Raw genomic sequence first — 19,907 nt, 5'->3', positions numbered from 1 at the left:
GATACGAGGCTTCGACTTTGCTCAGTCTGACATTGTCCACAAAATTACCCCATAAAATAGAACCAATTTAAACTAGCATTCACACCAAAATCTTCGGGATTTATTTCGCAATCTTTGCATCCGAAAAAACAAATATTATGAGCAAGACTAAATTAATCATCAATAAAAACGGATCAATCAAAATCGAGGGTGATTTTGAAATTATGGATTCAGAAGGTACAGTATACGGATTACAAGGAAGATCAGCTTTAGGTCTTTGCCGTTGCGGACATTCTGCAAACAAACCATTTTGCGATGGAGCACACAGAAACAACTTCGAACACGATTCAAAAGCATTCGATTTGCCACCAATGAAAACAAACTAAGAACTATATAGTTTAAATATCCTGAAACCGCATTTTGATTGATGCGGTTTTTTTTATGGCATATTTTTTTTAAAGTAGGTTATTACTTAAGAAAACAACATTACTTTTACTTTAGATTTTAATATACCAAAAATGAAAAAACTTATAATACCACTATTGCTTTTGTTTTTTAGCGGAACTTATGCTCAGACACAAAAAAATATTTCCAGCGTATGGATGGCTTTTTGTCAATCAATAGAAATTCAAACTCCGGTAAAGAAAAAATTTAGAGTAATTGCTTCGGCAAAAGTAGAGTCTAACGACCCCAAAGCCTGGTCCGGAGTTTTAGCAAGAGTTTTAAATAAAAACGAAGAAGAAGGTTTTTTGGATAATATGAATGACAGACCGATAAAATCAAATGAATGGCAATCTTATACTATCGAAGGAACAATTGACGAGAATAGTAAAACATTGTTTTTTGGAGGAATCGCTGAGGCAAACGGAAAGTTCTACTTTGATAAATTTCAATTGTTTATCGAAAATGCAAAAGGTGCTTTTGAGCCGGTAACCATTTTAAATCCAAGTTTTGAAACGCCTGTAACCAATACAGATATTCCGAAATGGAATCTGGGTGGTAGTAGACAAAAAAACGTTAAGGTTAAGGAATATACCATTTCTCCAAATAAATCAAGTGTAGATGGGAAATATTCGTTATTACTTGAAGGAAGTGGTATCGTGATAAAAGAGACCGGAAAAATTGGAAATGTTGAAGGTGCTTCGCCAAAAATTGGAGACATGATTTCTATGCTCGATGATCTTAAAGATCGCGTTGAAGAGACGGTTAAGAATATGGATCAATACGAAATTGATTATTTGCATGATGAAAAAGCAAACCGAATTGGAGCACTTGTAATGCATTTGGCTGCAGCCGAAAAATACTATCAGGTTTTTACTTTTGAAAATAGAGAATTTAACGAAGAGGAAAAGAAAAAATGGGAAACTGCTTTAAATCTTGATCAAGGTGCTCGGGATGAGTTTAAAGGGCATGACATTCAATATTATCTTGACATTTATAATGAGGTGAGAGCAAAAACCATTTCGGAATTAAAGAAAAGGGATGATGCCTGGTTTGCAGAAGTGCAAAAGAAATATGACATAAGTAATCAGTATTGCTGGTTTCACGTAATGGAACATCAGTCAAGTCATTTAGGGCAAATATTATTCTTGAAGAAAAGAATTCCGCCACAAAAACCACCGCAAAAAGAATTACAACAGGGGATTAAGAAATAAAGTAATAAAAAAAGCGACATTCAAAATGTCGCTTTTTTTATTTCAAACAATGCTATTTAGGAGTTTTTCCAACGCTTTAATATCACCTTTATATCTGCTCAATTCCGTATTCATTTTTAGAAGCCATTTTGGATTTGTTATGCTACTTGCCCAGATTTTAACCGGAACCCAATCTTTGGTTTTTACAATAATCACGGAATAATTATTTGAATGAAAACGTTCTATACTTAAGTTTTCGATATTATATCGCAATTCGGTTTCATTTATCCAGAGATTTATCCATTGTTCGTCATTATCATATTGAAATGTATAGGTAGGACTTTGTAAATTAACTGTACAGTTATTGCTTTTTCCAATTTGAAAAAGGTATTCTTTGCCGTTTGTTGCTGTTATCTCTATTAGATTCCAAGGTGAAGGAACTTTTTCGATACAGAAATCAAAGTCGGTTTTTAAACTGTTGATTTTTTGTTTCTGTATGTTTTTTTTGGGAATGATAATCGTTTTAGGAGGATTAAGATAATCGAACAAATCTTCAACATTTGCTAGAATTTCACAATCACAAAAACCACCATTTTCGGCTAACCATTCAATAACTTCAATTGTATTTGAAACACCCGTCTTTTGTAAAAATGTTTGCGTTATCGATGAACTATGATTGCAGCCCTGCTTTTTTAATTCATCGTCTAAAAAATCAAACAATTTAGGAAATACATTTTCGTCAAGAGGAAGATTTTGCCTGAATTCGATTAGATTTTCTTTATTGATTTGGGCCAATATTTCTTTTCGCCTTTTTTTATCCATAAAACAGCAACTATGATATGTTATAAATAAAGTTGCCCTTTCATAGTAATAATCGACGAACCGCCAACCAGAATATCCTCTTCACGATTCATTACTTCAATCATTGAGGCTTGTTTTAATTTTACACCCTGAAGAATTTTATATTCCTTGTCTGATTTAGTGAATTTCTTTTGTGTTAAAAAGCCAATTAAAGGTCCTGCAGCTGTTCCTGTTGCCGGATCTTCATTAATACCGATTATTGGGTTAAAAAATCTTGTTTCCACTATATGTTCCTGATTTTCATCGGCAAGGGTGAAACAATAAAAGCCTTCAAAATTATATTCTTTTGAGATTTCAATTAAAAGTTTGTTGTCGGGAACACAGCTATTAAGTAACTGACTGTTTTTTATGGGCACCATAGTATGTGCAACTTCTGTATTAACTATTGTTGGAACAAAAGCATTTACGTCTAAATCTTCAATTTTTAAACCAAGAGCGACTGCAATTCTATATGTTGGGATTTCCTGTTTAATCACTGCCGATTTTTGGTGCATTTGAACAACAGGATAATAAGTAACAGGATCAAAACTTACTGTTACCGGAATTGCCGAATGTTTCATGATTACAAAAGGTTCGCTTTCGTTTTGTTCGTCAAAAATGGGCATTCCTTTTAAAAGAGCGCCACAAACAGCACCAAGTAAATTATGTCCTGCGCCGTCGATCTCGATTCCGGTCGGAGTAAATGAACGAACGATCAGGGATTTTTCCCGTGTGGAATAATAGACAAAAGAGGTTTCAGAATAGCCAAATTCTTTAGAAATATCCTGATAGGTTTCTAATTTTAGATCGCCATTTGTAAATACCACAGAAAGTGGATTTCCTTTGTAGCTTTCGTTTGAAAATACATCTAAAACGTAATATTCTAATGCTGTTCTTCCGTTCATATTTTTCTTTTTTTAGCTGAAATTTTTTAAACGGAATAAAGTTACAGTTTATAAAATTTCAAAACAACAGGATTTATAACATTCGTTTTTGTTCGGCACTAAATTTTATTGCCTTTTCTAATCTCGAAATTCTGGTTTTCTCTTGTTTGGCAGTCATAATGATGTGAATTATAACTTTTCTGTAAGATGGTGCCTGATTACTAAAATATTCCCAAGCGGGTTTATTGGCTCTGAATTGTTTTTCTAAATCGGGATCGAGAAGATAAGTTTCGTTTTCATGAGAATAAATTTTGGATCTTTCTTCAGATTTTAATTCGAAAGCTTTTATTCCGGCTTCTTTCATCAATCCGGCTTTTGTAAGTGTTTCGACTTTTTTAATATTGATGGCACTCCAGATACTCGATTTTTTTCTCGGTGTAAATCTGATAGTATAACTTTCCTCATCAATTGATTTTCTGACACCATCAATCCAGCCAAAACAAAGCGCCTGATCGACAGATTCTGACCAGGACATCGATGGCTTTTTGCTGTTAACTTTATAAAAACCAACTAAAAGTTCGGTCTCTTTTTCGTGATGCTTTTCTAACCATGCTCTGAATTTTTCTTGTGTTGGGAAGAAGGTTGGGGTCATTTGATTTTAGAATTTAGATATTAAAAATACTCTTTTTCTCTCTTCTATTCAAAAAGATTAAAGCTTCTTATGAAAACCTGACTGCGTTAGGGATAGAAGAGGAAAGCCCACAGCCTGACGAAGGAAGTGCGAGGACTTGCAACGGATAGCCCGGCCCAGAGGGAAACGCCCAAAAAAAGATTCTAAAACCTATTATTATTTCTCCGAAATTTGCAAAACAATTCCTCAACAAAAAGTAAAGACTAGAAATCATGGGAAAAGGACCGGAAAAGAATACCAAAAACAAGGCTTTGCATACCAAATTGCTGAATAGAAAAAAAGCAAAAATTCGCGAGGAGAAAGAAGAGCAAAAAAAGCGTCTGAAAGCTTTGGTGGCAAAAATAAATGAACAAAAGAAAAACGACCAAGCTGAATCGGATAAATAATATTAGATGCTTAACCGGTCGGGTGCAATTGTTTTTTGATATATAGTCTCGTCCGTGAAGGGATAGAAGCTTGCAAAAAGCATTTCACTTAGAATAATACACATCCCGTCCCAACACCTCAGGATTAGGACTATGGTTTAAAGCTTTTTCTAGATAATTTATAGCCCAAGGTTTCAACCTTGGGTTCACAAAGAGAAGCGATTATCGTTGCGTCCCCAAGGTTGAAACCTTGGGCTATGTTTTTATATATTAAAGAAAATATTTTTAATTGCCCCCAACGGGTTAGATTCTTTTTTGTTTTATTCTTCCAGTTCTTTCCAGCAAATTTCTATTTCTCTTTTAATTTGCTTCTCGAGTTTAGGAAGTTCATTTACTACCCAATATTGTCCTTCTTTGGTTAAATAAAATTCGTTTTCAGAAAGTTTAAAATCCATAGCGCTTTTTATAAGCGAAATCATTTCATTGAGTTCTGATGTTCCGTTTGCAAAGTTTGGCGCAACCAGATATTTTAAAAGCTCTTTTTCGTATTGTGGTTTGTAATACAGAATATGAGTAACGATCGGAAAATAAAAGTAAAAATAACTATTGGTATTAGACTGATATTGAATTTTATCAAATTCAGCAATTAGAATATCTGATTCTAAATCTGTCGTTTCAGGATTTAATTCTTTTAGCAAGTCAAAAGTTTTTTGTGCAGCCGGAATTATGTTTCCCATTTTTTTAAGACTGGAAAATACCATTTCAAATTCTGAATTGATTGCTTTTGAATTCATCCAGTTAAAAATTTTCAATTTAGTATATGTTTCTAATGTATCAGGAAATAAAATTTTGCCTAAATACTGGTTTATAAATTAGTAATTGCCCGAATAATCCATAAAAGTAGAATAAATAGCAAAAATGAGAATTGAACTTTATTGACTTTTTGAGCACCAAACTTCTTTGTTAAAAAACGATCTGCGAAAACAAGAATTGCAACGGGAAAAAGCCACATTAAAATATAAATTCCCAGTAATCCGTCCTGGGCAGAATTTCCGTTTATCAGTATAATAGCATAAACGATTCCTGCCAGAATGGAGAGAATTCCTAAAACGTAAAATAAGGTTAGGTTTTTTGGGAGGTTCATTGGTTAAGAATAGTGCTTGTTATTTGGATTTTTTAGGATTGAAAATTGGTACTTTCCGTTTTTATATGTTGCTAAAAATACTCTTTTTTATTTAGAAAATAATTGGGCTGCAAGGACAACAGCGAATAGTCTGAAAAAAGATGATGAATCCTATCAAAATTTGCCGCAACTTTGCAAAACAATCCTTAAACATAAATTCAGATGGAAGAATTCGGCAGAATAATAGTTTCAGAAACGGCAATGAATAGTGAGAATCCGCAGGATGTTATCAACTCCAATATTTCGGTAATCAATTTAATGCGCGAAGAAAAAGTCGATGATGATTTGATTCACGAAGATGCTTTAATGAGTTATTATCTGGATTTTTATGCGCAACAATATGCCGAAGGTAATTTTTCGCAGTTTGTATACAATTCAGGCTGGAACAAAGAACTGAATGAGCTTATCGAAGAAAGTTTGGCTTTAATTGGTGCCGAAAAACATTTAGAGTTATTTCAGGCGCAGGCCAAAAGAGTAAAATTGTTGAGTACGGTTAAAATTGCAAAATTCTTAAAAGGAAAATTTGAAGGTGTAAACCCAACCAGAGATTTATTGAACAATAATACCTTTTTTGAACTGGATGAAAATCTTACGGAACTAAATGCCAACTTCCTGAAAAACCACCCTGATTTTGAAGTGCTTCCTATCGATGAAATTTTTGCCGTTTTGGAAGAATTTGTGGGGCATGAGATTAAGAGAGCGTAGTTTTTTTAAGATTCTGAGATACTTAGGTTCTGAGGTTCTAAGAAAATGGATTTTTAGGTGGCTAAAAACCTTACGTCTATTTAGTAAAAAGTTAATGATAAATATTTGTTTTTCAATAAATTGATTTAATTTTAGTTCTTTCTTAAGTCGAATTATTTATGGAAGAACTTACGCATATTAAATCGGTTATTGGGATTATTCTGGGTTTGGGTTTAACGCATCTTATAAAAGGGTCTGTTATTTTTATTCAGCATCCCGGGCGCAAGAAAATGTATTTTGTGCACTCGCTTTGGGTGTTTTATGTGTTTTTGCTGCTTATTCATTTTTGGTGGTGGGAGTTTAATCTTAATTTAATTAAGGAATGGTATTTTGCAGATTACTTTTTCATCATCTGCTATATTCTTATTTATTATTTGCTGTGCGCCATTTTGTATCCTGATGATCTGGCCGATTATGAAGGTTATGAAGACTATTTTTATTCGAGGAAAAATTGGTTCTTCGCCATTTTAGCCATCAGTTTTATTGCCGATATGGTCGATACAGCGATAAAAGGAGGTAATTATTTCTTGTACAATCAAACGGAATATTATGTAAGGGTTTGTACTCATGTTGTGCTTTGTTTTGCAGGGATAAAAATTCATAACAAAGTTTTTCATACCATTTTGGCAATACTTTTTATAGTTTATGAACTCTCGTATATTCTAAGATTATTTAATACAGAATAAAAAAAGATTTCGGGATTTGATTTTAAGTTTCTTCCTATTCCCGTAACTTCGCATGAACTGATTTAAAAGATTCAAAATGAAATGTAAATTCGGCCCGATATTGTTTTTTCTTTTTGTACAAATAGGATTTTCTCAAAACAAAATCAATCTTTTTTCAGAGATCAATTATAATTCTATTCCTGCGGTTTCATTAAACGATTATAAATCGGTACAAGAACGAAATGTTCAGGTTCAAAATCCAAATATTGCCTTGGGAGTTGGTATTTCCGGTGGCGGATCGAGAGCGCAGTTTTTTAGCATGGGCGTTCTTTTAGGATTAGAGGAAATTCAGGAAGACAATTCAAGTCGTAATTTTCTGAATGAAATCGATTATTTCTCAACCGTTTCCGGAGGTTGTTATTCGGCTGGATATTATCTTACGATTCTGAAAAATAAACTGCAATATGATAATTGCTCTTTCAACGAGTTTTATTTCTCCAAAGCCGATGCTTACAAATCTGATGTAAATAAATCGGCAACATTATTTTCTCTTCTTAATAATAGCCGAAACGAAAAGGGTGAAAAAGTCTCTATGGCACAAAGATTAGATTTGGAAGTTTTGCAATACGACAGTACAAACCCAAATAATCAGAATAAGTTTAAGACCCAGATGCTTTTGTCTGACTTTTTTATTCCGAAAGACAGTAAACTAAGTCCGCAATTGCCTATAATGGTTGCTAACGGAACGGCGTATAACAATGGTGAACGTTTTCCGTTTATGCCACATATTATCCGCGCCTTAAAAATAAATTCGTCTTTGGCGCCCAATAAAGCGTCAATTCCGCTTGACGGAAATGAAATTAGCAACGGCTATGATTTTCCGCTTACTTATGCAATTACGGCAAGTTCTGCTTTTCCGGGTGTTTTGCCTAAAACCAAATTCGGAATCAAAAATCAGGATAAAATTTTATGTGTAATTGATGGCGGTGCTTCTGATAATATGGGTTATGAAACATTAATCGAATTGCTTCACGACGATACAAAAGTAAAAGACAAAAATAAAAAAGCCTTATTTATTGATTGTTTAGGACAAGGAAAAAAAGCGCCATTTATAAACGATGAAAAAATCAGATTGATTTCGTTGCTGGAAACAGCCTCTTTATATACGGTTCAAACCCGATATATTACTTTTGAAAGAGATGTTGAGAATGTTCTGGACAGATATAAAATTCCGACTTCAAACTATCAGATAATTGGTTTTACAACCTTACGCGACTATTTACTGAAATTAAAAAAAGATCAGGCGTATGAAGATTTGGTAATGCAGTTAAAAAACACCAATGACGATGCTCTAAGCTGGCTAAAGCTTCATGATGATTTTAGAACGCAATTAATTGCAAAATTTGGTTCGGAAAGTTTTAAAAATGATAAAAATGGCGAAGCACAGCTTTCTAGTCTTGATAAGGAAAAGTTTAAAGATTTTGGCGCCAGCGAACTTTTGATGCTGTATGAATATGCTTCGCATGTAGAAACCAAACTTAAAATAACACCCGAAGAAAAAGAAATGCTTTTATTGGCTGGTAGAGTTGCCGTTTTCCTAAAAACGGCAGAACTTAAAGGATTACTGGTAGAGCAAAAGTAATTCTTTTAAGTAATTTATGAATATACTTACGAATTCCTAGAAATTATATAAACGATTGAATAAGTTGTGTAACATGTTGGAGCGACTTTGAAATTAATTTAGCAATATTAATTTTAAAGAAATCAAACATGAAAACTAAACGTATATTTTTCGGACTATTAGTATGCATCGGATTATTTACTGCGTCGTGCAGCAGCGACGACAATGAAGGAGAAACATTAATTCCGCTAGAAGGAAAATGGAATCTTAGTAAAACAGGATCGGTGATTGGAGGAACAGAAACACTAATCGATGCGCCAGAAAATGCAAGTGGCTGTAACAGGGATTACCTGGAACTTAAACTGGATAATACTGCAACAATTGGAGATTATGATTCGGCTGTAAGTGCTTGTGCATTAACAACCAAAGCAGGGATCTATTCAAGATCACACAACAATTTAACTACCGTAATTGATGGTGTGAGCAAAACGCAGGATATTGTAAACCTAACTTTATCTGAATTAAAAGTTAGAGATGCCGCTGGTATAATTACAGTATATACAAGATAATATTAGATCTATATTGCGAAATCTCATTGAGGGATTAAGCATTAAAACGGAAATGGCTTTTTTAAAGTTGTTTCCGTTTTTTGTTATGCGAAGTTTTGCAAAGATTTAAAAAGAAAAGACTTTGCGTCTCTCTGTGCAATAACTTTTTAGGCTAAACTTTGTAGTAATCTTAGGAAACATTTGCTTAAATTTGCTTCCTTTATATAAAAATACAATAGTTATAAAAACCAAGCTATGTTACAAATCGCATTTATTAGAGAGAATCAGGAGAAAGTAATCAAGGCTTTAGCAAAACGAAATATCGATGCTAAAAGCGTTGTTGAAGAAGTGGTGCAACTAGACGAAAACCGTCGCGCAGCGCAAGTAGAATTAGACAATACTTTATCAGAATCTAATAAATTGTCCAAAGATATTGGTGAATTGATGAAAGCCGGAGAGAAAGCTAAAGCAGCAATCTTGAAAGAAAAAACAGTTTCATTAAAAGAAAAAAGTAAAGAACTAAGCGAAAAAGCCGAAGCTCTTGCTGTTGAATTAACAAATAAATTATACACACTGCCAAATCTTCCGGCTGATATTGTTCCTGAAGGAAAAACACCAGATGACAATTTGAATGTTTTTCAGGAAGGAGATATTCCCGTTTTGCATGAAGGTGCACAACCGCACTGGGAATTGGTAAAGAAATACGATATCATCGATTTTGAATTGGGTGTAAAAATTACCGGAGCAGGATTTCCTGTTTACAAAGGAAAAGGAGCTCGTTTACAACGTGCTTTAATCAATTACTTTTTAGATAAAAATACTGCTGCAGGATACAATGAAGTTCAGGTGCCGCATTTGGTAAACGAAGCTTCAGGATACGGAACAGGACAATTGCCGGATAAAGAAGGACAAATGTATCACTCAACAATTGATGATTTATATTTGATTCCAACCGCTGAGGTTCCGGTTACGAATTTATTTCGTGATGTTATCTTAAACGAAAGTGATCTTCCTGTTTTACATACAGCGTATACACCATGTTTCCGTCGTGAGGCAGGTTCTTACGGAGCACACGTACGCGGATTAAACCGTTTGCACCAATTTGATAAAGTAGAAATCGTTCGTGTGGAGCATCCTGATAATTCTTATGCAGCGCTTGACGGAATGGTAGAGCACGTAAAAAATATTCTTCAGGAATTAAAATTACCATACAGAATTTTACGTCTTTGCGGAGGTGATATGGGATTCACATCATCTTTAACATATGATTTTGAAGTGTTTTCTACAGCACAAGACCGCTGGTTAGAAATTAGTTCTGTTTCTAACTTTGAAACTTTCCAAGCAAACCGCTTGAAATTACGTTTCAAAGACAAAGACGGAAAAAACCAATTAGCACACACATTAAACGGAAGTTCATTGGCTTTGCCTAGAGTTTTGGCCGGAATTTTAGAAAATTACCAAACTCCGGAAGGAATCGTAATTCCAGAAGTTTTACGTCCATACTGTGGATTTGATATTATAAACTAGTTTTTAGATTTAAGATATTAAACCTAACAGGTTTTTAAGACCTGTTAGGTTTCTTAATTTTTAGAAATTAAAAAAATGAGCATGATGAATGGAATTTTAAACTGGAATGTCGATCCCGTTATATTCTGGATTACAGATAGTTTTCCTCTTAAATATTACGGAGCTCTTTTTGCCTGTGGACTTCTTCTCGGGTTTTATATTGTCAGAAATATTTATAAAAAAGAAAATCTTTCCTTAGACAATCTCGACAGCTTACTTATTTATGTCATAGTTGGAACCGTTTTGGGTGCGAGACTTGGGCATTGTTTCTTTTACGAACCCGAATATTTTTTTAAACATCCGATAGAAATTCTTTTACCAATTCAAAAAATAAAAGGAGTTTATCAGTTTGTGGGTTATCAGGGTCTGGCAAGTCACGGAGGTTCAATCGGAGTGATTACGGCAATGATTTTATATTGCCGCAAATACAAAGTGCAATTCTTAGGACTTTTAGATAAAATGGCAGTTGCAGTTCCTGTAACGGGTGCATTTATCAGAATGGGAAATTTTATGAATTCTGAAATTTACGGAAAACCAACTAATGGAAATTGGGGTATTGTTTTTCAAAGAGATGATATGATTCCGAGACATCCAACTCAATTATATGAAGCATTTGCTTATTTGTTGATTTTCGGAATTTTGTTTTTCATGTATAAATCCGAAAAAATCAGAAATGCACAAGGATTAATCTTCGGAACTTTCTTAACTTTATTATTCTCAGCCCGATTTATAATTGAATTTTTTAAAGAAAATCAGGAGAGTTTTGAGAACAGTATGCTAATTAATATGGGACAAATTTTGAGTGTTCCCTTTATTTTAATTGGTTTGTTGCTGATTGTTTGGAAATCAAAAGAAAAAGAATCTATCGAATTTTCGTAAATACTATTTTGCTTTCTGACTGCGATTGAAAATTTCAACTTTAAAAACTGAAATATGAAAAACATATTGATCTGTATCGTTTTATTATGTTCTGGTTTTGCGTTTAGTCAAAACGAGCAGTTGGCGCAATATTACTTTGATAAAGGCGATTTTGAGAAAGCAAAAATCAGTTATGAAGAGCTTTTAAACAATTCGCCATCCAATACTCAATATTTTTTAAGAACGGTAGATTGTTATCAGCAATTACAACAATTTCCATTGGCTGAAAAAGCACTTTTGGAACGTTACAACAGATACAAACAAGGCGTTTTTTTAGTTGAATTGGGATATAATTTTCAGTTGCAGAAAAATGAATCGAAAGCTAAAGGCTATTACGATCAGGCAATCGAAAAAATTAAAAAAAATCCAAATGACGTATACGGAATTGGAAATTCTTTCGAAAAGAAAGTATTACTTGAATATGCACTGAAAGCTTATCAGACTGCAATGTTGGTTCAGCCGAATTACAATTTTAATTTTCAGATTGGAATGTTGTATGGCCAACTTGGAAAAACGGATGAAATGATTGATCTTTTGCTCACGGAATCTTATCAGAATCAGCAAAACAGTAATTTGATTCAAACCCAATTATCCCGTTTCATGAATGGTGAAACAGATAACACGGCTTTTAAAGATGCAATGCGAAAAGCGTTAATTCTAAGAACTCAAAAAGATCAGGACGTTTTCTGGAATCATTATTTAAGCTGGTTTTATGTCCAGCAAAAAGAGTTCGGAAAGGCATTTATTCAGGAAAAGGCAATTTATAAACGTGATCCGGAATCGCTCTCGAGTATTGTGAACTTAAGTCAGTTTGCAATGAACGAAGATGATACCGAAACCGCAACTGAAATACTGAATTTTATTCTGCTAAATACCAAAGATCTGGATTTGTTAATTCAGTCCAACGCTTATTTAATGCAGATGAAAATCGATAAAGCACAGGAAAAGGATTATCCGGCAATTAACACAGAATTGCAACAATTGCTTGCGACTTATGAGGTAACTCCTTTTAGCTTATCTTTGCAATTGATTCAGGCGCATTTTCTGGCCTTTAATTTAAAGAAACCGGAAGAAGCCAAGGAGATTGTCAAAAAAGCCTTAACATTAAATCTAAACAGTTATCAGGAAGCAGATGCTAAAATGGAGCTGGCTGATATTTTGTTGTTGGAAGAAAAATTCAATCAGGCTTTAATTTACTATTCGCAAATTCAGCTGGATTTAAAGAATGATGTTATGGCGCATGAAGCGAGTTTAAAAGCCGCTAAAACCAGTTATTTTAAAACTGATTTTGAATGGGCTTTAAAACAGTTCAAAGAATTAAAAGCAGCGAGTACACAATTAATTGCCAATGATGCACTCGAATATTTTTTATTGATAAATGATAATACAGTTGCCGACTCAACTCAAACTGCTTTGAAACAGTTTGCCAAAGGTGATTTTTTACTTTATCAGAATAAAAAGCCAGAAGCTATCACACAGTTTCAGGGTATTTTGAAAAATTTTAAAGGTCAGGAAATTGAAGCGGTTACGATGTTGCGTTTAGGTAAAATCTATGAAAGTCTGAAAGATTATAATTCGGCTTTAAGTCAATATCAGCAAATTATAGACCATCACGGAGACGGAATTTATGTGGATGAAGCATTGTTCTTTTCGGCAGAAATTTACAATGACGAATTAAAAGATACAGAAAAGGCAAAGCCTTTGTATGAAAAGGTAATTTTTAACCATCAGGACAGTATTTACTTTGTTGATGCAAGAAAAAGATATCGGGAGTTAAGAGGAGATAAGAATTTGTAAAAATCCAATTTTTAAATTCCAAATTCCAAAAATAGAATTACAAATATGTAGGTCTGGTTTAAGTTTTTGAGTAAAAAACCTCAGAATCTTAGCATCTCAGAACCTCAGAACCTTAGAAAAAAAATGATAATATACAACATCACCACCAATATACACGAAAGCGTTCATGACCAATGGTTAAAATGGATGCAGGAAAAACACATTCCGGAAATTCTGGCTACTCAAAAATTTTCATCGGCTAAAATTGTAAAAGTTTTAGTTGAAGAAGAAATGGGCGGAATTACGTATTCGGTGCAATACACAACAGACAGTAAAGATACTCTGGAGAAATATTATCTGGAAGATCAGCCGCAATTTGACAAAGAAGCTTTGGAATTATTTGCAGATAAGATGCTTTCTTTCAGAACAGAACTGGAAGTTATTTCTGAACACTAAAGATTAAAATTAACAGGTCTATCTGCTTAATACCTAAAAAAAGTATATTTGCAAAAAATAATAATTTCTATTTAAAAGTTGTGCTTGTTCACTCGTCTTGTTTATGAAACATCTACACATAAAACTTGTTTTATTTTTATTGTTAAGTCTAAATGTTTGTTGTCAAAGTAAAAAAGAGGTGTTGAATGAAGAGGAAACCTCAAAATCGATTATTTTACAGCTTAATGAGTTTAGGGATATTGGAAATACTTCGAAAGAAATTTTAAAAAATATTGCCTTTTCTAAATATGAGGTGTTGAAAATAAAAAACGAAGAGGCGCCTAAATCATTTGGAGAAATGGCAAGATTTGCAACACAGATTTATGATACAGGGAATGAAATTAATGAATACATTGATGAGATTAAAGCAGAAATCTCAGAGGAAGATTGTTTTGTAACAGATGATACTGCACTTTATGATGCATTTGTAGAACAAAAATATGCTATTTTAAAAAGTAAAATTGACAAATTTTACAAACAAAACAAAGTGATTACAGCTTCTCCGGGGGTTTACGCTTCTTTTAAAGGAGAGAATGAAAAACTATTTAACACAAATAAAACCTTTACAAATAAGGAAAATAAAAGTGTAGATTTTTTAAACTATAAATTCGGTTACAAAGCCAATATTGGACTTTTGACAGGTTTAGAAAAAATTCAATTTGATGTTATTCATTTTCAATATATGTTCATGAATACGATTATAGGATCTGCTCATTAAATAATACCAAAAGCAGAAAGCAAAGAGCAAACATGGAAAAAGTAAAAGCCAAAAAACATTTAGGACAACACTTCCTTAAAGACGAAAGTATCGCAAAAGCAATTGCCGATACTTTGAGCTTAAAGGGATACGATGAGGTTTTAGAAATAGGACCAGGGATGGGTGTGTTGACTAAGTATTTACTTGATAAGCCAATTAATACACACGTAATTGAGATTGACACAGAATCTGTGGTGTATTTGGGTGAAAATTATCCAAAACTAAAAGATAAGATTATTTCTCAGGATTTCCTGAAATACAATATAAAAGAGGTTTACGAAGACAAACAATTCGCAATAATTGGAAACTTTCCATATAATATTTCGACTCAGATTGTTTTCAGGACTTTAGAGTTTAAACACCAGATTCCTGAATTCTCAGGAATGTTTCAAAAAGAAGTTGCAGAACGAATCTGCGAGAAAAAAGGCTCAAAGGCTTACGGAATCTTATCCGTTCTGGCCCAGGCTTTCTATGATACAGAGTACTTGTTTACTGTAGACGAAAATGTTTTTATTCCTCCGCCCAAGGTCAAGTCGGGTGTGATGAAAATGACCCGAAAGGAAGATTATAGTCTTCCTTGTGGTGAAAAGTTATTTTTTACGGTTGTAAAAACGGCTTTTCAGCAAAGACGAAAAACATTACGTAACAGTTTGAAAACATTAAATTTATCAGACCAACTGCGAGAAGACACTATCTTTGATAAACGTCCCGAGCAGCTTAGCGTTGACGAATTTATTGTTTTGACTCAAAAAATAGAAGCCGATGGAGTTCAAAGTTAGTAAAGAATTAATCCAGCAATTAGAGGAGCACATTGTTAGTAAAAACGACAAAGAACTTGAAGTTTTACTTAATGATTTGCACCATGCCGATATCGCCGAGATCCTCGATGAACTGGATTTTGACGAAGCAACCTACATTTTTAAGGTTTTAGATAGTGATAAAACTGCAGAGATTCTTCTTGAACTGGAAGATGATTTGCGTGAAAATATCTTAAGCCGACTTTCTCCAAAAGAAATCGCAGAAGAGCTTGATGAGCTTGAAACCAATGACGCGGCCGATATTATCGCTGAACTTTCGCAGGAAATTAAAGCAGAAGTAATCTCGGAGTTAATTGACGTTGAACACGCAAAAGACATTGTCGAACTTTTACGCTATGACGAAAACACGGCGGGTGGTTTGATGGGAAAAGAGCTTGTCAAAGTCAATGAAAACTGGAATGTACTTACATGCGTGAAAGAAATGCGAATTCAGGCTGAAAATGTATCAAGAGTACATTCTATTTATGTAGTTGATGATGAAAACCGTTTAAAAGGAAGATTGTCTTTGAAAGATTTACTTACTTCTTCGACCAAAACCCAAATTGGTGATGTTTACATCAGAAAATTAAATTTCGTAAATGTAGATACTGAAGATGTTGAGGTGGCGCGTATCATGCAAAAATACGATTTGGAAGCTATTCCGGTTGTGGATGAGTTAGGACGTTTAGTAGGTAGAATTACAATTGATGATATCGTAGATGTAATTAAAGATGAAGCTGATAAAGATTACCAATTGGCGGCGGGTATTACACAAGACATTGAAACCAATGACAGTGTTCTTGAATTAACCAAAGCACGTTTACCATGGCTTTTAATTGGTATGGTGATCGAAATTGTAGCTTCTTTTGTTTTAAAAGATAACGAAACTGCTTTTCAGAAATATTCAACCTTAATTATTTTTGTGCCTTTACTTTCGGCAACTGCGGGAAATATTGGTGTTCAGGCATCGGCAATCGTTGTACAGGGTTTAGCAAACGGAACTTTAAAAGAATTCAGTCGCAGTTATTTTAGCAAAGAAATTACCGTGTCTATGATTTCAGGAACAATAATTTCATTACTACTTTTAGGGTATCATTCTTTAATGTACGGTCAATATCTGGTAGGATTGGCAATTTCAATTTCTATGATAGTGGTTATTATGTTTGCCGCAACTTTAGGAACTTTGGTACCACTTTTTCTGCATAAAAATAAAATAGACCCCGCGATTGCAACAGGTCCGTTTATCACTACAACCAATGATGTATTTGGAATTATGCTCTACTTTGGAGTAGCTAAAATGATTCTTGGATTCTAGATTTTTGCCACAAATTAGCCTATTAGAGTGATTTAAGATCTCTAAATTCTATGTAATTTGTAGCCGGAAAATAGGCTGTTTATCAGCCGGAAATAAATTAAACCAAACCAGATGAAAGTACACATTATAGGAGGAGGGAATCTTGGGGTTTCTATTGCCTTAGGAATTGCAAAATTTTCAAAAAACAATCAGGTTACCGTTACAAGAAGAAACACAGCGAGCATTCAATATTTATCTGAATATGGAATCACCGTTTCTAATGATAATAAACACAATATCCAGGAAGCTGATGTTGTGATTTTAACCATCAAGCCGTATCAGGTTGATACTGTTCTGGCTGAAATTCTGCCCGTTATTCAAAGTAAAACCATTGCTTCGGCAGTAAGTGGTTTATCTTTGGATATGCTTCAGTCTAAAACGAATAATGAGTTTCCGGTGGTGCGTATTATGCCTAATATTGCAGCACAATTTGGAGAATCGGCGACATGTATATCTTTTCCGGAAACAGATCGTGAAGAAGCAATGCCAATTGTAGACTTATTTCAGGATTTAGGAACTGCTCCGGTTATTGACGAAAAATTAATGGATGCGGCAACTGTTTTAGGCGCATGTGGAACAGCTTATGCATTACGATATATTCGTGCTTCTATGCAAGCCGGAATAGAAATAGGATTTGATTCTAATACTGCTTTGGCAATTGCGGCACAAACGGTAAAAGGAGCAGCCAAAATGTTATTGGAGGAGAAAGTGCATCCGGAACAATTAATCGATCGTGTAACAACACCTCAGGGTTGTACAATTGTAGGTTTAAATGAAATGGAGCATAATGGTTTCAGTTCTTCTTTGATAAAAGGTATTAAAACGTCTTTAAAGCAAATCAAAGGATTATTAAAATAAAAAATAACAATACTTAAAATTCCAAATTCCAATTTTTTTGTTGGGGTTTGGATTTTTTATTTTTTAGAATTTTATTTCGAATGACAATATTCAATTAAAAAAGAGACATCTTCCTTTTTTAAAGTTTTAGAAAACATTGTTTTGTGATAATCAATTGCCAGTATTTCGACTTTTGTACTGTCAATTTTGTGTTTTTTATCGGTTAACCAATTTATAAAAACAATGGAGTCGGTTTCGTGAAGTGGAGGTCCGGTAGATTTAGAGTTTAATTTATGACAGGCTACACAATTAGAATCGAATATTATTTTGCCTTTTTCCTGATTGATTGTTAAATCGGGGTTTCCGCAAAACATTGTATTTGTTGTGACAATTTCAGGATTTTCAGAAACGGTATTCATCTTATAAATAATTATTCCGGAAAGCAGAATAATTACAGCTATGGAAGAAAGTAATATGAATCTGATTTTTTTCATTTTATCTTTTCATCAAAAGTTATTTTTTTGTTTAGGCAAAAACTTCATAATGTTCGACATTTTCTTCAAACTCCAATAAAAAATGATCATCTTCCGGGTAATATTTTGCTTTATCTATAGACTTTCCTGCGAAGTTTTTAATTGCTTTCCAGTTTTCCCAATAGGTTATGAGTGTAAAATGACCTTCATTATTTTTGATGTTCCTTAAAAAAGATAGCTTAACAAAACCCGCTGTTTTCTCATAATCCGGAATGGCGGTTTCAATTAAAAATTGCGTGTAAGCCTCATAATTTTCAATATTAGTTTTTCCGTGCCAGATTCTTGCAATCATGATAATGGGTTTTAGGTTGTTTATATCATTGTTTTGCGCTTTTTTTCTTTTTTAAGATTAATTTCAAAAAAGTAAAACCAAAAAGACCAGAAAGAACGGAAGCGATTAAAATTGCTATTTTAGAAAAAACAATAGTTTCATGATCTGTAAAGGCAAGAATAGTTATAAAAATAGACATCGTAAATCCAATTCCTCCTAACATTCCTGCGCCTAATATATGAGACCATTTTAAGTTTTTGGGCAAAGCGCATAAACCGGCGGTTACTCCAATTGAAGAGAAAAGCACAATTCCCAGTGGTTTTCCAAGAACAAGACCTAGAATAATTCCGAATGTATTGGGATGATTTAGTCCTTCATGCCAGTCAGAGTCAATTGCAATACAAGTATTGGCGATAGCAAAAAGCGGTAAAATTATAAAGCTGACCGGTTTGTGTAAAAAGTGCTGTAAACGATAAGAAGAAGTTTTTTCGCCGCCATCTCCAAACGGAATAACAAAAGCTAATATAACTCCGGTTATTGTAGCATGAACTCCCGAGTTTAGCATGAAATACCACATAATAGCGCCTCCAATTAAATACGGAATCAAATTGTGAATTTTCATTCGGTTTAAAACAAATAACAAAATCCAGATTCCCAATGCAATAGCAAGATTGATAAAAGCAATAGACGAAGTGTAAAAAACGGCAATTACAATGATAGCGCCCAAATCGTCTATAACAGCCAAAGCAGTCAGAAATACTTTTAAGGATGAAGGAACTTTGTTGCCCAGAAGAGATAAAATTCCAATTGCAAACGCAATGTCGGTCGCCATTGGGATTCCTGCACCGTTTTGAGTTGCAGTTCCATAATTTAGCGCCAGGAAGATTCCGGCAGGAACGAGCATTCCGCCAATAGCCGCCATGATGGGCAAAGAAGCATTTTTTATATTAGATAATTCCCCATGATAAATTTCGCGCTCCAGTTCTAATCCAATCAGTAAAAAGAAAATCGTCATTAAACCATCATTGATCCAATGTGTTATAGAATGACCTCCTAAATCTTTTTCCCAAAAAGCAACATATTCTGTTGAATAAGCTGAATTTGCCAGATATAAAGAACAAATTGTTACGAACAATAATAGTAGCCCTCCAGATTTTTCATTATTAAAAAAAGAGTTAAAAGTCTTAGTTAGTTTCATTTTGGAGAGATTGTAAAGAATTAGAAGTAATAATTTCTGTTGCCCAGTTTTTCAAAGTTAAAAAAAATCTGACGAATAAAAAATTCAGACACGCAACGTTACTGGCTATTGAGATTTTATGTAGTGAGTTATCCTGAAAAAGGTTGACTGAATTAATAATATAAAATTAATTAAATCGGAACAGAATTGCTTTTGTTCCGATTTATTTTTTTCCATGTTTTCAATTTTACTTGATTTTGCAAATGAGCTTG

At 33.7% G+C, this 19,907-nt stretch carries 23 protein-coding genes; 15 read left to right on the top strand and 8 right to left on the bottom strand.

Going from position 1 to position 19,907, the window contains the following annotated elements:
• Nucleotides 1–137: 137 nt before the first annotated feature.
• Entirely contained in the window at nt 138–365 is a 228-nt protein-coding gene (locus KHA98_RS22045; RefSeq protein WP_213260156.1) for a CDGSH iron-sulfur domain-containing protein, read from the top strand.
• Nucleotides 366–497: 132 nt separating this feature from the next.
• The gene (locus KHA98_RS22040; RefSeq protein WP_213260155.1) at nt 498–1,634 is read left to right on the top strand and encodes a DinB family protein; all 1,137 of its coding nucleotides are present in this window, start codon (nt 498–500) and stop codon (nt 1,632–1,634) included.
• Nucleotides 1,635–1,676: 42 nt separating this feature from the next.
• Here KHA98_RS22040 and KHA98_RS22035 read toward each other — a convergent pair whose 3' ends face one another.
• From KHA98_RS22035 to KHA98_RS22025, 3 genes are all read right to left on the bottom strand, one after another.
• A complete protein-coding gene (locus KHA98_RS22035; protein WP_213260154.1) occupies nt 1,677–2,435 on the bottom strand; it encodes a DUF2695 domain-containing protein in 759 nt (252 codons plus the stop codon).
• Nucleotides 2,436–2,455: 20 nt separating this feature from the next.
• Nucleotides 2,456–3,358, bottom strand: coding sequence for a PhzF family phenazine biosynthesis protein (locus KHA98_RS22030; protein WP_213260153.1), 903 nt, complete (start codon nt 3,356–3,358; stop codon nt 2,456–2,458).
• 73 nt (nt 3,359–3,431) lie between these two features.
• A complete protein-coding gene (locus KHA98_RS22025; protein WP_213260152.1) occupies nt 3,432–3,989 on the bottom strand; it encodes a YdeI/OmpD-associated family protein in 558 nt (185 codons plus the stop codon).
• Nucleotides 3,990–4,240: 251 nt separating this feature from the next.
• Here KHA98_RS22025 and KHA98_RS22020 point away from each other — a divergent pair, with 251 nt between their 5' ends.
• The gene (locus tag KHA98_RS22020) at nt 4,241–4,414 is read left to right on the top strand and encodes a hypothetical protein (protein WP_213260151.1); all 174 of its coding nucleotides are present in this window, start codon (nt 4,241–4,243) and stop codon (nt 4,412–4,414) included.
• Between the two features lie 299 nt (nt 4,415–4,713).
• On the opposite strand, the gene KHA98_RS22015 is transcribed toward KHA98_RS22020, so the two are convergent.
• Complete coding sequence (locus KHA98_RS22015) at nt 4,714–5,187, bottom strand: hypothetical protein (protein ID WP_246522489.1); 474 nt, start codon at nt 5,185–5,187, stop codon at nt 4,714–4,716.
• Between the two features lie 71 nt (nt 5,188–5,258).
• The gene (locus KHA98_RS22010; RefSeq protein WP_213260149.1) at nt 5,259–5,537 is read right to left on the bottom strand and encodes a hypothetical protein; all 279 of its coding nucleotides are present in this window, start codon (nt 5,535–5,537) and stop codon (nt 5,259–5,261) included.
• Between the two features lie 201 nt (nt 5,538–5,738).
• Here KHA98_RS22010 and KHA98_RS22005 point away from each other — a divergent pair, with 201 nt between their 5' ends.
• The 12 genes from KHA98_RS22005 to proC all read left to right on the top strand — a co-directional run bounded on the left by KHA98_RS22005 (nt 5,739) and on the right by proC (nt 17,675).
• Nucleotides 5,739–6,281 (top strand): DMP19 family protein, encoded by a 543-nt coding sequence (locus KHA98_RS22005; RefSeq protein ID WP_213260148.1) that lies wholly within the window; start codon nt 5,739–5,741, stop codon nt 6,279–6,281.
• A 158-nt stretch (nt 6,282–6,439) separates the two neighbouring features.
• A complete protein-coding gene (locus KHA98_RS22000; RefSeq protein WP_213260147.1) occupies nt 6,440–7,006 on the top strand; it encodes a hypothetical protein in 567 nt (188 codons plus the stop codon).
• Between the two features lie 76 nt (nt 7,007–7,082).
• Nucleotides 7,083–8,627, top strand: coding sequence for a patatin-like phospholipase family protein (locus KHA98_RS21995; RefSeq protein ID WP_213260146.1), 1,545 nt, complete (start codon nt 7,083–7,085; stop codon nt 8,625–8,627).
• A gap of 128 nt (nt 8,628–8,755) precedes the next feature.
• On the top strand, nt 8,756–9,175 hold the full coding sequence (locus tag KHA98_RS21990; protein ID WP_213260145.1) for a lipocalin family protein: 420 nt from the start codon (nt 8,756–8,758) through the stop codon (nt 9,173–9,175).
• A gap of 234 nt (nt 9,176–9,409) precedes the next feature.
• A complete protein-coding gene (gene serS / locus KHA98_RS21985; RefSeq protein ID WP_213260144.1) occupies nt 9,410–10,681 on the top strand; it encodes a serine--tRNA ligase in 1,272 nt (423 codons plus the stop codon).
• 81 nt (nt 10,682–10,762) lie between these two features.
• Nucleotides 10,763–11,599 carry a prolipoprotein diacylglyceryl transferase gene (gene lgt / locus KHA98_RS21980; protein WP_213260143.1) on the top strand — a complete coding sequence of 279 codons (837 nt, stop codon included), beginning with the start codon at nt 10,763–10,765 and terminating at the stop codon, nt 11,597–11,599.
• 54 nt (nt 11,600–11,653) lie between these two features.
• Entirely contained in the window at nt 11,654–13,435 is a 1,782-nt protein-coding gene (locus KHA98_RS21975) for a tetratricopeptide repeat protein (protein ID WP_213260142.1), read from the top strand.
• Between the two features lie 123 nt (nt 13,436–13,558).
• Nucleotides 13,559–13,870: a DUF4286 family protein gene (locus KHA98_RS21970; protein ID WP_213260141.1), complete on the top strand. Its 312-nt coding sequence runs from the start codon at nt 13,559–13,561 to the stop codon at nt 13,868–13,870.
• Nucleotides 13,871–13,973: 103 nt separating this feature from the next.
• A complete protein-coding gene (locus tag KHA98_RS21965; protein WP_213260140.1) occupies nt 13,974–14,627 on the top strand; it encodes a hypothetical protein in 654 nt (217 codons plus the stop codon).
• A 32-nt stretch (nt 14,628–14,659) separates the two neighbouring features.
• Entirely contained in the window at nt 14,660–15,445 is a 786-nt protein-coding gene (gene rsmA / locus KHA98_RS21960; protein ID WP_213260139.1) for a 16S rRNA (adenine(1518)-N(6)/adenine(1519)-N(6))-dimethyltransferase RsmA, read from the top strand.
• Nucleotides 15,429–16,778, top strand: a complete 1,350-nt coding sequence (gene mgtE, locus KHA98_RS21955; protein ID WP_213260138.1) for a magnesium transporter — start codon at nt 15,429–15,431, stop codon at nt 16,776–16,778. The genes rsmA and mgtE overlap by 17 nt, the downstream gene beginning before the upstream one ends.
• A 111-nt stretch (nt 16,779–16,889) precedes the next feature.
• Nucleotides 16,890–17,675 carry a pyrroline-5-carboxylate reductase gene (gene proC / locus KHA98_RS21950; protein WP_213260137.1) on the top strand — a complete coding sequence of 262 codons (786 nt, stop codon included), beginning with the start codon at nt 16,890–16,892 and terminating at the stop codon, nt 17,673–17,675.
• A 71-nt stretch (nt 17,676–17,746) separates the two neighbouring features.
• Here proC and KHA98_RS21945 read toward each other — a convergent pair whose 3' ends face one another.
• From KHA98_RS21945 to nhaA, 3 genes are read right to left on the bottom strand one after another with little or no spacing between them, the layout of a single operon-like run.
• A complete protein-coding gene (locus KHA98_RS21945; RefSeq protein ID WP_213260136.1) occupies nt 17,747–18,148 on the bottom strand; it encodes a c-type cytochrome in 402 nt (133 codons plus the stop codon).
• A gap of 31 nt (nt 18,149–18,179) precedes the next feature.
• Nucleotides 18,180–18,479: an antibiotic biosynthesis monooxygenase gene (locus KHA98_RS21940; RefSeq protein ID WP_213260135.1), complete on the bottom strand. Its 300-nt coding sequence runs from the start codon at nt 18,477–18,479 to the stop codon at nt 18,180–18,182.
• A 25-nt stretch (nt 18,480–18,504) separates the two neighbouring features.
• Nucleotides 18,505–19,656 carry a Na+/H+ antiporter NhaA gene (gene nhaA, locus KHA98_RS21935; protein WP_213260134.1) on the bottom strand — a complete coding sequence of 384 codons (1,152 nt, stop codon included), beginning with the start codon at nt 19,654–19,656 and terminating at the stop codon, nt 18,505–18,507.
• Between the last annotated feature and the right edge of the window lie 251 nt (nt 19,657–19,907).

Source organism: Flavobacterium branchiicola, from assembly GCF_018383905.1.
Taxonomy (GTDB): domain Bacteria; phylum Bacteroidota; class Bacteroidia; order Flavobacteriales; family Flavobacteriaceae; genus Flavobacterium; species Flavobacterium branchiicola.
This window is presented reverse-complemented; position numbering and strand designations above follow the sequence as displayed.

What these genes read in the sequence shown, in the direction of transcription:
- KHA98_RS22045 (WP_213260156.1), top strand. Translation starts at nt 138, where the DNA reads ATGAGCAAGACTAAATTAATCATCAATAAAAACGGATCAATCAAAATC.
- KHA98_RS22040 (WP_213260155.1), top strand. Translation starts at nt 498, where the DNA reads ATGAAAAAACTTATAATACCACTATTGCTTTTGTTTTTTAGCGGAACT.
- KHA98_RS22035 (WP_213260154.1), bottom strand. Translation starts at nt 2,435, where the DNA reads ATGGATAAAAAAAGGCGAAAAGAAATATTGGCCCAAATCAATAAAGAA.
- KHA98_RS22030 (WP_213260153.1), bottom strand. Translation starts at nt 3,358, where the DNA reads ATGAACGGAAGAACAGCATTAGAATATTACGTTTTAGATGTATTTTCA.
- KHA98_RS22025 (WP_213260152.1), bottom strand. Translation starts at nt 3,989, where the DNA reads ATGACCCCAACCTTCTTCCCAACACAAGAAAAATTCAGAGCATGGTTA.
- KHA98_RS22020 (WP_213260151.1), top strand. Translation starts at nt 4,241, where the DNA reads ATGGGAAAAGGACCGGAAAAGAATACCAAAAACAAGGCTTTGCATACC.
- KHA98_RS22015 (WP_246522489.1), bottom strand. Translation starts at nt 5,187, where the DNA reads ATGAATTCAAAAGCAATCAATTCAGAATTTGAAATGGTATTTTCCAGT.
- KHA98_RS22010 (WP_213260149.1), bottom strand. Translation starts at nt 5,537, where the DNA reads ATGAACCTCCCAAAAAACCTAACCTTATTTTACGTTTTAGGAATTCTC.
- KHA98_RS22005 (WP_213260148.1), top strand. Translation starts at nt 5,739, where the DNA reads ATGGAAGAATTCGGCAGAATAATAGTTTCAGAAACGGCAATGAATAGT.
- KHA98_RS22000 (WP_213260147.1), top strand. Translation starts at nt 6,440, where the DNA reads ATGGAAGAACTTACGCATATTAAATCGGTTATTGGGATTATTCTGGGT.
- KHA98_RS21995 (WP_213260146.1), top strand. Translation starts at nt 7,083, where the DNA reads ATGAAATGTAAATTCGGCCCGATATTGTTTTTTCTTTTTGTACAAATA.
- KHA98_RS21990 (WP_213260145.1), top strand. Translation starts at nt 8,756, where the DNA reads ATGAAAACTAAACGTATATTTTTCGGACTATTAGTATGCATCGGATTA.
- serS (WP_213260144.1), top strand. Translation starts at nt 9,410, where the DNA reads ATGTTACAAATCGCATTTATTAGAGAGAATCAGGAGAAAGTAATCAAG.
- lgt (WP_213260143.1), top strand. Translation starts at nt 10,763, where the DNA reads ATGATGAATGGAATTTTAAACTGGAATGTCGATCCCGTTATATTCTGG.
- KHA98_RS21975 (WP_213260142.1), top strand. Translation starts at nt 11,654, where the DNA reads ATGAAAAACATATTGATCTGTATCGTTTTATTATGTTCTGGTTTTGCG.
- KHA98_RS21970 (WP_213260141.1), top strand. Translation starts at nt 13,559, where the DNA reads ATGATAATATACAACATCACCACCAATATACACGAAAGCGTTCATGAC.
- KHA98_RS21965 (WP_213260140.1), top strand. Translation starts at nt 13,974, where the DNA reads ATGAAACATCTACACATAAAACTTGTTTTATTTTTATTGTTAAGTCTA.
- rsmA (WP_213260139.1), top strand. Translation starts at nt 14,660, where the DNA reads ATGGAAAAAGTAAAAGCCAAAAAACATTTAGGACAACACTTCCTTAAA.
- mgtE (WP_213260138.1), top strand. Translation starts at nt 15,429, where the DNA reads ATGGAGTTCAAAGTTAGTAAAGAATTAATCCAGCAATTAGAGGAGCAC.
- proC (WP_213260137.1), top strand. Translation starts at nt 16,890, where the DNA reads ATGAAAGTACACATTATAGGAGGAGGGAATCTTGGGGTTTCTATTGCC.
- KHA98_RS21945 (WP_213260136.1), bottom strand. Translation starts at nt 18,148, where the DNA reads ATGAAAAAAATCAGATTCATATTACTTTCTTCCATAGCTGTAATTATT.
- KHA98_RS21940 (WP_213260135.1), bottom strand. Translation starts at nt 18,479, where the DNA reads ATGATTGCAAGAATCTGGCACGGAAAAACTAATATTGAAAATTATGAG.
- nhaA (WP_213260134.1), bottom strand. Translation starts at nt 19,656, where the DNA reads ATGAAACTAACTAAGACTTTTAACTCTTTTTTTAATAATGAAAAATCT.